Genomic DNA, 11966 nt, shown 5'->3' on the forward strand with positions numbered 1-11966 from the left:
TGGTCCTCATCCTGCCTTGGTCCTTGGATCGAGCAGCCGGTAGAGCAGGTCGGAGAATAGATTGATGGCGATGAAGACCGAGCCGATGATGATCGTGCCGCCAAGCACGGCATTCATGTCGGCGTTCTGCAGCGAGTTGGTGATGTAGAGGCCGATGCCCGGCCACGAAAACACTGTCTCGGTCAGCACCGAGCCTTCGAGCAGCCCGGCATAGGACAGAGCGATCACCGTGACCATCGGCACCGCGGCGTTGCGCAGCGCGTGACCCCAGATGATGCGCGTTTCCGACAGGCCCTTGGCGCGCGCTGCGACGATGTATTCCTGGGTGAGTTCGTTCAGCATGAACGAGCGCGTCATGCGGCTGATGTAGGCGAGCGAGAAATAGCCGAGTAGCGAGGCCGGCAGGATGATGTGGCGGAAGGCATCGGCAAATACGTCCCACTGCCGCTGCCAGAGCGCATCCAGCAGGTAAAAGCCGGTAATCGGCGTGAAGGTGTATTCGTAGACGACGTCGAGCCGGCCGGGAAAGGCGACCCATTGCAGCTTGGCGTAGAACAGCACCAGCGCCAGCAGCCCCAGCCAGAAGATCGGCACGGAATAACCGACAAGGCCGATGATGCGCACGATCTGGTCGATGACGCTGCCGCGCCGCACGGCGGCCAGCACGCCAAGCGGCACGCCGATCACCGAACCGATCAATGTTCCTAACGTCGCCAGTTCGAGCGTCGCCGGAAAGGCGCGGCGGATATCGGTCATCACCGGATTGGTGGTCAGCACCGAGGTGCCGAAATCACCGTTCAGGGCATGTTTGACATAGATGTAGAACTGCTCGACCAGCGGCAGGTCGAGGCCCATCTCGCGGCGCGTTCGCTCGACGACGTTGGCCGGCGCCCGGTCGCCGAGCACCGCCAGCACCGGGTCGATCGGGATCACGCGGCCGATGAAGAAGGTCACCGCGAGCAGACCGAGATAGGTCGTTATCGCGATGACCAGGAACCGGGCGATCGATGAGGCCACGGCAACGGCGCGGGCGCCACCGCGCCCTGCCGTCACTTCGCTTTCAACTACGCTCATACGGCGCGTCCGCCGGCGTCACTCCCCGGCATCACTCTTTCGAGACGGGGCCGACGAAGTTGGTGTCGAAGCTCGGGCCGAGCGCAAAGCCCTTGAGGTTCTTGCGCAGGCCGGCCACTTCCAGCTGCTGGTGGATGATGACGAAGGGGCTGGTATCGAGAATCTTCTTCTCGAGATCCTGGTACATTGCGGCGCGCTTGGCCGCGTCCTTCTCGAGCAGGGCGGCTTCGGTCTGCTTGGTCAAGTCCGGAATGTCCCAGGCGTTGCGCCAGGCCAGCGTCTTGGTCTTGCCTTCATCCGAATTGTCGGGGTTGCTGGCGAAGGTCTGGGCGTTGGAGTTCGGATCGAAATAATCCTGGCCCCACTGGCCGATATAGATGTCGTGGTTGCGGGCGCGGTATTTGGTCAGTGTCTGCTTGCCGTCGCCGGGGATGATCTCCAGCTTGATGCCGGCCTGTCCCAGCGTCTGCTGGATCGATTCCGCCATGCCCGTCGTCGGCTGCCCGGTACGCACGTCCATGGTGACGGTGAAGCCGTCGGCGAGGCCGGCCTTGGCGAGCAGTTCCTTGGCCTTGGCGACGTCGAGCTTGAACGGATTCTCGTCCAGCTCGCCAAGCACGCCTTTCGGCAGGAAGGTCTGATGGATCTCGCCGATGCCCTTGAGGATGGTCGAGCTCAAGGCGTCGTAGTCGACCAGATATTTGAACGCCTGGCGAACCTCGGGCTTGGCCAGGTTGGCGTTCTTCTGGTTGAGGCTGATGTAATAGACCGTGCCCTTCGGCGCGCTGGTGGTGGTGAGGTCGGCATTCTTGGCGATCGCATCGAGGTCGTTCGGTTCGAGATTGCGGGCAACGTCGATGTCGCCGGCCTCCAGCGCCAGGCGCTGGCCAGAGCTTTCCTTCATGTTGCGATAGATGACGCGGGCAAGCTTGGCCTTCTCGCCGTAATAATTGTCGTTGCGCTCCAGCACGACGGCCTCGTTGGCGCGCCATTCGCGCAGTTTGAAGGCACCTGAGCCGGCATAACCGGTCTTTAGCCAGGCATTGCCGAAATCATTGTCCCATTTGTAATCGGCGCTCGGCGTGACCGCCGCGACATGCTCCTTGACCAGCTTGGCGTCGACGACCGAGGCGACCGTCGCCGACAGGCAGTTCAGCACGAAGCTCGGCGCATAGGCCTTGTCGACCGTGAACTGGAACGTGGTGTCATCAACGGCCTTGGCCTTCTCGGTGACGTTGCCGCCATCGATACCGAACTGGCCGATAATAAAGGCCGGGCTCTTGTCGAGCTTGATGGCGCGCTCGAACGAATAGGCGACGTCGGCCGCCGTGATCGGATTGCCGGAGGCGAACTTGAGGCCGGGCTTGAGCTTGAACGTGTAGGTCAGGCCGTCGTCGGAGACGCTCCAGCTTTCGGCGAGATCGCCTTTGACCTTGGATGTGTCGCTGAGGTCGAGGCGTACCAGAAGATCATAGGTGTTGCCGGTGACCTCTGCGGTCGACAATTCGAATGCTTCGCCCGGATCCATGGTGATGATGTCGTCGATGGCGAAACCCTCGACCAGCGTGTCGGCGGGCGTGACCGCGAAGGCAGGCGCACCGGCCAGAAGCAGCGCGGACATAGCCGCGCCCGCGAGCAAGAAGCGGGAGCGTAGAGCAAACTTTTCCATCATCATTTTAACTGTTCCCTGTTTTTGTTGACCTGAGTTCCCGGCTCAGGGTTGTGGCATTTCTTGCCGCGTCGAACGGTGATCCCCGGACCGTTGTCTTGGCAATTTTTTGTGCGGTTCCGGTTCACCATATCCGGCGGTTTCGAGCGCGGCAACGAGCATTTGCAGAACGGTCGATTGGGCCAGACCGGCGGTGCGAAAATCCGGCTATTTCAGCGCGGTAACCAGGTCGGCGTCGGGAAAGCAGGTAGCGGAACGGCCGTTGCTGGCCTGCCATTTGCCGATCGAGCGGCGCGTCTTGAAGCCAGGCAGGCCGTCGGCGCTGCCGACATCGTAGCCCTTGGCTTCCAGCGCCCGCTGCAGGGCGGCGATGTCGGAGCGGTAGAGCCCGCCGACCGCGCCCCAATTGCCCGAGAAATTGCTGTCGCCATGGGCGATGCGATCGGCGCCATGGCCGATGAACAGGGCATAGAGATCGCTGGTGTTATACTGCTTCAGCACATAGAAATTGGGGGTGACGATGAAGGCCGGGCCGCTACGCCCGGCCGGCATCAAAAGAAAGCCCTCGGCTTTCAGTTCGCTCGGCGGGAACGGTTTACCCGACACACGCCTGATGCCCATATCAGCCCATTGGGAAATCTTCTTGCCCTGGTCCGGACCTTCGAGCGAGCACGGGACGCTGTCCGGCACAGTCACCTCGAAGCCCCAGCCGCGGCCCCTGACCCAGCCATAATGGACGAGATAATTGGCGATCGATGCCAGTATATCGGGCGTCGAATTCCAGATGTCGGTGCGGCCGTCGCCGTCGAAATCGACGGCATGCTTGAGGAACGATGTCGGCATGAACTGCGGCTGGCCAAGCGCGCCTGCCCAAGACGATTTCATCGCGCCGACCGGGGCAAGCCCGCGCTCGACGATCTCGAGCGCAGCCAAGAGCTCGGTGCGGAAGAATTCCTTCTTGGTCGACATGAACGCCTTGGTGCCCAGCACCTCGAAGGCGTCATAAGGCATCTTCGCCGCACCGAAGCCGCTCTCGCGGCCCCAGATCGCCAGCAGCACTTCGCCAGGCACGCCGTAGCGTTTCTCGATCGCGGCAAGCGTCCTGGCGTTGGTCGCCTCGCGGGTGCGGCCGCCGGCGGTCACCGCTCGGACTATCTTTTCAGCGAAATAGGCGCCCGGCGAACCGAATTCGGCCTGATGCTGCTTCTGCGGCGTCGTCGCCTTCTCGCCCGGCTTCACCAGGTCGGGCAGCTTCAGGTTCGGCTTGACGCCTTCGAAGGCGGCATCGAAGGTTTTCCTGGAGATGCCTTTGGCATTGGCTTCGGGCCAGAGGTCGTTGCTGAGCCAGGCGCGGAACTGGTCGTCGATCTTTGCGGCGGAGGCGGGGGTGGCGAGGAGGAAGGCGAGAAAAAACGCGACGGCCAGCCTGCGAAGTCGGCGTCCTGTCGCGCCCCCCTCTGTCCTGCCGGACATCTCCCCCTCTAGGGGGGAGATTGGCTGTGGCGTCTGTGTTCGCCAATCTTCAACGTCGCAAGCTTGGCGGGGATGTCGAGGCTGCCGATCTCCCCCCTTGAGGGGGAGATGTCCGGCAGGACAGAGGGGGGCGCGACGGAACGCAATCATCTCGGAAGCACTCTCCCCGCAACTCGCCTCAAAACACTGTCCGCGACTTCAGTGCTGCGGCCAGCGTACCTTCGTCGAGATAATCGAGTTCGCCGCCGACCGGAACACCGTGCGCCAGGCGCGTCACCTTGATGTCGAAGCCGGAAAGCTGGTCGGTGAGGTAGTGCGCGGTGGTCTGGCCCTCGACAGTGGCGTTGACGGCGAGGATCACTTCCTTGACTTCGCCACCGGCGACGCGATCGACCAGCGAACGGATGTTTAGCTCATCAGGACCAATGCCGTCGAGCGGCGACAGCGTACCGCCGAGCACATGGTAACGCACGTTCATGGCTGTCGCCCGCTCCAGCGCCCAAAGGTCGGCCACGTCCTCGACGACGATGAGCGTAGTGGGGTCGCGGCGGGGGTCGGTGCAGATCATGCATGGATCCGAGGTATCGACATTGCCGCAGGTCGAGCAGATGCGCACCTTGTCGACCGCCTCGCCCATGGCGGCGGCGAGCGGCGCCAGCAGCTGTTCCTTCTTCTTGATGAGGTGGAGCGCGGCACGGCGTGCCGAACGCGGACCGAGCCCCGGCACCTTGGCCAGCAGCTGGATCAGGCGTTCGATCTCGGGACCGGCGATTCGCTTCGACATCGCACCGGTTTAGGATTTTTCCGCGCGCTTTGGAACAGTTGAGCGGCCAGGGGCTCCGCTCTTCCCTTCTCCCCTTGTGGGAGAAGGTGGATTGGCGCGCAGCGCCAAGACGGTTGAGGGGTGTTGGCCGGAGCGCCGTCGATGCCAAGCTGGAGCACCCCTCATCCGACCTCGCTCCGCGAGGCCACCTTCTCCCACAAGGGGAGAAGGGAAGGCCGACGTCGCGGCCAGTGCTGCCGCCTCAGTTTTCTTCCAGTGGCCGGGTCTGGCCGGCGATCATCGCGCCGATGGCGTCGGTGTTCTCGGGCGTCGCCTCGAACGACATTGTCGGCTCTGCCGGCGCGGCCTGGAAGGAGGTGACAGGCCGCTCGCTCGCGGTTCCGCCAAAACGGGCCGCATCCGGCTCCTGCATTGATTCCTGCAGCGCCACAAGCATCGGCTTCTCCGCCGTCGCCTTCTCCGGGGTCGCCATTCCGGCGGTCACCCTTGTCTGCTTTGCCGGCAGCGATGCGGCGGCGGTAACATAGGTTGCCTTGGCAAATGTCGGCTTGACCTCGCGAGCCGGCTCCGCCGAGGCGACAAGTATGGCCTGAGCGGCAGGCGCTTGCGGCTTGGCCTGGGCCATGGCGACCACCGGTTCGTCCGGCAGCGGCTGCCAGTTGCGGCCGCGCTTTTCATAGAAGGCATTGCCGCCGGCGACCATGGTGTAGTGCATGTTCTTGTAGGGGAAGCGCAGGCCGGCGGTGTGGAAATACATGGTGTTCTTCAGCTTGGCTTTGCGCTCGCCCTTGAGCACCGCCTCGGCGGCTTCCTCGACGTCGGGCATCGCCTTCGAATTCATCGGCCGTGTCATGACGCCCGGCGCGAACTGCCCGCGCTCGCCGACGACCTGGCAGATGGTGTTGCCGTGATTGCCGGACCGCAGCCGGTTCATCACCACGGTGCCGACCGCAATCATGCCGTCACGGCTGGAGCGGTTGGACTCGAAGAACATCGCCCGCTCCAGGCATTCCTTCTCCTTCGGCGTGGAATTGTAGGAGCGCGAGCTCAGGAAACTCGGCGTAATGGCATCGGTCAGGCTGGACATGCCGTGCGAGGCGGTCTGACTGCAAGCGGCCAAAAACAGCGGCGAGATAACGACGCCGAGCCGCAACGGCGTCTTCCATCGGGTAGAGATCAACAGGTGTCCCCTCAATTCTGCTGCCAGCCCGCCCCTGGTTGCGGCAAGAATGAGACACTTTCAGGCAAAAAGATGGCTAAAGCGTTATTAAGTGTGGGGAGTTGCCCAATAGACACAGTTGGCGGTAGAGCGAGCACTGGGCCGCTGCACTCTTCGGCCACTGTAACGGCATACCGATTGACTAGCGCGTCGCGTTCGACCGGCCTCATGCGACTCGCTTTAGGTTCTTGTTTTGATGCATGTCGTTATCGCAAAACCGCTGCACACTTGCGCGACATGCACTAGCCTTAGAACGGCAGTTTCATTCCCGGCGGGATCGGTAGGCCCGCGGTCAGCGCCCTGGTCTTCTCCTGCATGATCTGCTCGACCTTGGTCCTGGCGTCGTTGTGGGCAGCGAGAAGCAGGTCCTCGAGAATCTCGACCTCGTCTTCCTTGAACAGCGCCGGGTCGATCTTCAGCGACTTCATCTCGAATTTGCCGGTCAGCGTCACGCTGACCAGGCCGCCGCCGGCCTGCCCGGTGGCTTCCAGCGTGGCGATCTCATCCTGCATGGCCTGGAACTTGGCCTGCATTTCCTTTGCCTTGCCCATCATGCCGAGAAGGTCTTTCATCGCACTGTCCTTTGCAGCTGGTCCAGGTTGTTCAGGTTTCGTCGTCGTCGGCCGGCGGCTCGACCGGCACTTCGGCCTCGTCGGCTTCCGGCGCATCGGGAATGCGCACGTCGATGATCTTGGCACCGGGAAAGCGCGCCAGGATGGCGGCGACCGTCGGGTCGCTCTTGGCATCGAGGAAGGCGTTTTCGCGCTTTGTCGATTCCATCTCGGCCAAGGTCTGGCCGCCCTCGTCCTTCGACAGCGACACCAGCCAGTTGCGGCCGGTCCAGGCGCGCAGCTTGGCGGTCAAATCATTGAGCAACATCTTCGGCGCATCGTCGGTCAGGCTGACGTCGATACGACCGGGCTCGATGCGCACCAGGCGCACGCAACGCTTCACCAGCACCTTGAAGGCCATGTCGCGCTGGGCGTCGGCAAGGGCGACAATGTCGGCCAGCGATTTCACCGGCACCGGCGGCGCCTCGACCGCCGGCTCCGGCGGAGCAACGAAGTTGGTCGGCACGGGCTCGGCCTCGACCAGGCGCATCGTCTCGACCAGGCGCATTGTCTGGGCGCCGCCATTGGACGTCGGCATCCGCGCCTGCGCCACGGCGCCGGCACCACCGCCTGCAGGCGCATGGTTTGCGGGGCCGGGGCTTGCCGGCGTGCCATTCGCGCGCGGCGCGGCACCCGGCAGGGAAACGCCGTTCTCCAGCGATTTCAGCGCCTCGTCCAGCGTCGGCAGGTCGGCGGCATGGGCCAGCCGGATCAGCACCATCTCGGCGGCGCTGACCGGGCGGTTGGAGGTCTGCACCTCGGGAATACCTTTCAAGAGCATCTGCCACGTCCGCGACAGCACCTTGACCGACAGCGTGCTGGCGAAATCGGCGCCGCGCCGGCGCTCGTCCTCGGACAGCGAGGCGTCGTCGATGGCAGCCGGCACGAAACGCAGACGGGTGACCAGATGGTTGAACTCGGCAAGGTCGGTCAGCACCGCGGCAGGATCGGCGCCGGTATCGTACTGGGCACGGAATTCGGCAAGTGCGGCGGCGACGTCGCCCTTCATGACATGTTCGAACAGGTCGACGATGCGGGCACGGTCGGCAAGGCCGAGCATGGCACGCACCGCTTCGGCGCTGACCGCGCCGCCGCCATGGGCGATCGCCTGGTCGAGGATCGACTGCGCATCGCGCATCGAGCCTTCGGCCGCGCGCGCGATCATCGCCAGCGCATCCTCTTCGACTTCGATGCCCTCCAGACCGGCTATCCTGGCAAGGTCGGCCTTGATCATTGCCGCATCGATGCGCCTGAGGTCGAAACGCTGGCAGCGCGACAGGACGGTGATCGGCACCTTGCGGATTTCGGTGGTGGCGAAGATGAACTTGACGTGCGGCGGCGGCTCTTCCAGCGTCTTCAGCAGGCCGTTGAAGGCCTGGTTGGAAAGCATGTGCACTTCGTCGATGATGTAGACCTTGTAGCGCGCCGACACCGGGGCATAGCGCACACGCTCGATGATGTCCCTGATGTCGTCGATGCCGGTATGCGAGGCGGCGTCCATCTCGATGACGTCGACATGTCGGCCTTCCATGATCGCCTGGCAATGCTCGCCGAGCACGGCAAGGTCGACGGACGGCTGGTCGACGGTCGATGTTTTGTAGTTCAGGGCCCGCGCGAGTATGCGCGCGGTTGTCGTCTTGCCGACGCCACGCACGCCGGTCAGCATCCAGGCCTGGGCGATGCGGCCGGTGGCAAAGGCATTGGTCAACGTGCGGACCATCGGCTCCTGGCCGATCAGTTCGGAGAAATTCGACGGTCGGTATTTGCGCGCCAGCACGCGGTAGGCGGCAGGCTTGTCCAATTTCCCGGCCTCGTTTCCGGCTTCGCTCATTCGCCCGTTAAGCTCCAAGGGCTGCCACTGGAGGCGGCCGATTCCTGCGCATAGTTTCGCCCGCACGGCTTGGCGCCGTCAATGTCGGGGCAAAAGGCGAAGAGGCGGGAGGCTGGAACAATGACCCGTTCCGGGCTCGTTAGGGCTGCTTCCTTCCGGACCTGACCCGGTTGGCGAGTGGACCGTCCACCACCAACCTCCCAGCCTCCATATCGGCAATCCGGCGATGAAATGCAAGTGCGGATGATAGGGGCCTTGAGCGACGGCGAAAGCTGAAACCAAAAACCCGCCTCGGCGGGCGGGTCGTTGGTGCGAATAATCACCATAGCGAGGTTAGTAGCATAGCTGCCGGCACAAAGCAAGAACAAAATGTGGCCGCGAATCAAAATCGTGACCTCGGCGGGGCAGCGCCAACCTGATGCAATTTGCCCGGGTCCTCACTTCTTCGCGCACAATCAGCGCCGCGACGGCCAATGTTGCTTGCTGCCCCTTGCGGCCCTTCGGAAGCCGCTCTAGCGTCGATGGAGTTCAAAAAACGTCAAAAAGTGAGGGAAACGCCGATGTTGCCGGGCCTCAAGGCCGGATTCACGCTTGACGCCCAGCTGGAAGCCGACAGCGAACAGCTGATGTGGCTCGGACTGTGCGAATTGCGCGTCATGAACGACCGCCGCTGGCCATGGCTGCTGCTGGTGCCGCAGCGGCCGGGCATCGAGGAAATCCACGACATGACGCCGCTCGACCAGGCGATGCTGACCTTCGAGACCAACATGGTGGCGCTGGCGCTCAAGCGGGTGACCGGCTGCACCAAGATCAACACCGGCGCACTCGGCAACATCGTGCGCCAGTTGCATGTACACGTCATTGCCCGCTCGGAAGGCGATCCCGGCTGGCCCGGCCCGGTGTGGGGGCACGGCCTGCGCGAGCCCTATCAGCGCTCCGACCTTCGCAAGTTTGCGGAAAAGATCAAGGCAGCGCTATAAGCCTCTCCCGTGTCCACCTTGAACCTTCCCGAGTCTGCATGAGCTTTCGCCTGTTTGACGCGCCCTTGCGCGAGCCGAGCCAGTTCGTCGGCTTCGCCGGCAACATTATCGACCGGCAGTCCGAAAACCGCGCCAACGATTCCGTCGAAAACGCACTCGCCGATCCCTCGGCGCGGCTTTTGCTGATGCGTGGCGGCCGGCTCTATCTGAAGCTTGCGCAAGGCGCATTCGACCCCTGGTTCGGCGTGGCCGAATGCCGGCCGCTCGAAGCATCGCTCGAGAACGGCGTCCTGCTCGGTTTTTCCGAAAGCGGCCCGGTGCTGGCGGTGCCGGCCGGGGTCGAGCCCGAGCAGCTTCCCGAGACGATCAAGGCGATCGACTATCGCTCGGTCTATATGCAGGGGCTGATCGACGAAGCGGCGGCCGGCGCGCTGGCGCAAGGGGCGGCGTTGCTCGCCTGGCATGCCAGCCATCGCTTCTGCAGCAAATGCGGCACCGAAGCCGAGATGCGGGCGGGCGGTTACAAGCGGCATTGCCCGGCCTGCGGTACGGAGCACTTTCCGCGCACCGACCCGGTGGCGATCATGCTGACGGCAACACGCGAAAAATGCCTGCTCGGCCGCGGCCGGCATTTCGGGCCCGGCATGTATTCGGCGCTCGCCGGTTTCATCGAGCCGGGCGAGACGATCGAGGCGGCGGTGCGGCGCGAAACGCTGGAGGAAGCCGGCATCAGGCTCGGCCGCGTCGTCTACCACGCCAGCCAGCCCTGGCCGTTCCCCTATTCGCTGATGATCGGCTGCTTCGGCGAACCGCTCAACGACGATATCCAGCCCGACCTCAACGAGCTGGAAGATTGCCGCTGGTTCTTTCGCGACGAGGTGCTCTCGATGCTGGCCCGCGAGCATCCGGGCGGCCTGGTGACACCGCCGAAGGGGGCGATCGCCTACAACCTCATCCTCGCCTGGGCCGACAGCGCGTGACACGAAGACATCGCAGGAGCAGAAAATGATCCGTCACACCGTCGTGTTCACGCTGAAACACCCGCCGCATTCGCTCGAGGAAAAACGGTTCCTCGCCGACGCCAAGAGGATTCTCACGGCGATAAAGGGCGTCACGCAGTTCGAGCAGTTGCGGCAGGTCAGTCCCAAGAACGAGTACCGCTTCGGCTTCTCGATGGAGTTCGCCGATCAGCGGGCCTATTCCGGCTACAACGACCATCCCGACCACGTCGCCTTCGTCCGCGACCGCTGGATCCCGGAAGTCGAGGCGTTTATGGAGATCGACTACGTGCCGCTCGGCTGGGGCTGAGACTGGAAAGCGGCGCTCTAAAAAATTAATACCCGGCGTCGCGATCCACCACATTTTCCAGCGCTTCGCCGCGCTCGAAAGCATCCATCTGACGCAGCATGATCGGCGCCAGGTGGACCGGATCGGAGGTTGCCGCCGCGTGCGGCGTCACGAACACTTTGGGGTGGCTCCATAGCGGGCTGGTCTTCGGCAGCGGCTCGACCTCGAAAACGTCGAGGCTGGCTTCCTTCAGCGTGCCGTCGTCCAGCGCGCGCAAAATGTCGGCGTCCTTCTGCAGCCTGCCGCGCCCGGCATTGATCAGCACCGAGCCGCCGAGGCCGTTGCGCTTGCGCAGCTCCTTCAGCACGCCGTGGTTGATGATACCGTGCGTCTGCGGCGTCAGCGGCAGCAGCACCACCAGGATATCGGTGGCGTTGAGGAACGGGATCAGGCCGGCCTCGCCCGCGTAAGTCGAGACACCTTGCATCGGCCGGTCGCTGCGCGACCAGCCATTGACGGGAAAACCGAGCGACAACAGCACCGATGCCGCCGCGCGGCCAAGCGTGCCGAGCCCCATAATGCCGACCGAGATGTCGCTGGCCGGCCGCTGCTGCGGTTCATGCCAGATCTTCTTCTGCTGCTGGGCGCGGTAGAGCATGCCTTGGCGATGGTGATCGAGCACCCGCCAGACGACGTATTCGGTCATGTACTGGGTCAGGTTGTCGGCCACCACCTTGACGACCGGTACGTCGGGCAAGGTGGGATCGGCGAAGATGTGGTCGACGCCGGCGCCGATCGAGAAGATGGCGCGCAGATTGGGCAGCGACGACAACAGGTTCGGCCGCTGTTTCCACACCACCGCATAGGTGATCGAGGGATCGCCGGCGCCGTTCGGCTCGAGCACCACCTCGCGCTCCGCCGACAGCAGTTCGCGCCAGCGCAGCGGATGAATACCGGTGAGGGCAAGCAGGATGCGGCCTTTTTCCATTGCGGATTGTTTTTCCCTTTTTACCAACAGCGTTCGCGTCCCGACGCGCA

The 11966-nt window shown here is 63.7% G+C and carries 11 protein-coding genes and 1 other RNA gene; 3 read left to right on the forward strand and 9 right to left on the reverse strand.

All coding sequences use genetic code 11. The features are described from left to right. Positions 1 to 6: 6 nt before the first annotated feature. From NKH30_RS12860 to ffs, 8 genes are all read right to left on the reverse strand, one after another. On the reverse strand, positions 7 to 1074 hold the full coding sequence (locus tag NKH30_RS12860; protein ID WP_352448583.1) for an ABC transporter permease: 1068 nt from the start codon (positions 1072 to 1074) through the stop codon (positions 7 to 9). Between the two features lie 31 nt (positions 1075 to 1105). Continuing rightward, the gene (locus tag NKH30_RS12865) at positions 1106 to 2749 is read right to left on the reverse strand and encodes an ABC transporter substrate-binding protein (RefSeq protein ID WP_352681266.1); all 1644 of its coding nucleotides are present in this window, start codon (positions 2747 to 2749) and stop codon (positions 1106 to 1108) included. Positions 2750 to 2950: 201 nt separating this feature from the next. Then, entirely contained in the window at positions 2951 to 4216 is a 1266-nt protein-coding gene (locus NKH30_RS12870) for a lytic murein transglycosylase (protein WP_352995639.1), read from the reverse strand. Between the two features lie 178 nt (positions 4217 to 4394). Then, a complete protein-coding gene (gene recR / locus NKH30_RS12875) occupies positions 4395 to 5000 on the reverse strand; it encodes a recombination mediator RecR (protein WP_023676872.1) in 606 nt (201 codons plus the stop codon). A gap of 241 nt (positions 5001 to 5241) precedes the next feature. Beyond that, positions 5242 to 6180 carry a cell wall hydrolase gene (locus NKH30_RS12880; protein ID WP_352995642.1) on the reverse strand — a complete coding sequence of 313 codons (939 nt, stop codon included), beginning with the start codon at positions 6178 to 6180 and terminating at the stop codon, positions 5242 to 5244. A 287-nt stretch (positions 6181 to 6467) separates the two neighbouring features. Beyond that, positions 6468 to 6791 (reverse strand): YbaB/EbfC family nucleoid-associated protein, encoded by a 324-nt coding sequence (locus NKH30_RS12885; protein ID WP_352470044.1) that lies wholly within the window; start codon positions 6789 to 6791, stop codon positions 6468 to 6470. Between the two features lie 31 nt (positions 6792 to 6822). Continuing rightward, positions 6823 to 8661, reverse strand: a complete 1839-nt coding sequence (locus NKH30_RS12890; RefSeq protein ID WP_352995645.1) for a DNA polymerase III subunit gamma/tau — start codon at positions 8659 to 8661, stop codon at positions 6823 to 6825. Between the two features lie 104 nt (positions 8662 to 8765). After that, positions 8766 to 8862, reverse strand: an RNA gene (gene ffs / locus NKH30_RS12895) — signal recognition particle sRNA small type. Between the two features lie 359 nt (positions 8863 to 9221). On the opposite strand from ffs, the gene NKH30_RS12900 reads away from it, so the two are divergent. From NKH30_RS12900 to NKH30_RS12910, 3 genes are read left to right on the forward strand one after another with little or no spacing between them, the layout of a single operon-like run. Next, complete coding sequence (locus tag NKH30_RS12900) at positions 9222 to 9641, forward strand: HIT family protein (RefSeq protein ID WP_023676868.1); 420 nt, start codon at positions 9222 to 9224, stop codon at positions 9639 to 9641. A 38-nt stretch (positions 9642 to 9679) separates the two neighbouring features. Further along, on the forward strand, positions 9680 to 10621 hold the full coding sequence (nudC, locus tag NKH30_RS12905; RefSeq protein ID WP_352995648.1) for an NAD(+) diphosphatase: 942 nt from the start codon (positions 9680 to 9682) through the stop codon (positions 10619 to 10621). A gap of 25 nt (positions 10622 to 10646) precedes the next feature. Then, complete coding sequence (locus tag NKH30_RS12910; RefSeq protein WP_352995651.1) at positions 10647 to 10949, forward strand: Dabb family protein; 303 nt, start codon at positions 10647 to 10649, stop codon at positions 10947 to 10949. Between the two features lie 25 nt (positions 10950 to 10974). Here the strand turns inward: NKH30_RS12910 and NKH30_RS12915 are convergent, their stop codons facing one another. Continuing rightward, on the reverse strand, positions 10975 to 11916 hold the full coding sequence (locus tag NKH30_RS12915) for a 2-hydroxyacid dehydrogenase (protein WP_352455091.1): 942 nt from the start codon (positions 11914 to 11916) through the stop codon (positions 10975 to 10977). Positions 11917 to 11966: the final 50 nt, after the last annotated feature.

Source organism: Mesorhizobium sp. M1273, from assembly GCF_040318195.1.
Taxonomy (GTDB): Bacteria; Pseudomonadota; Alphaproteobacteria; order Rhizobiales; family Rhizobiaceae; genus Mesorhizobium.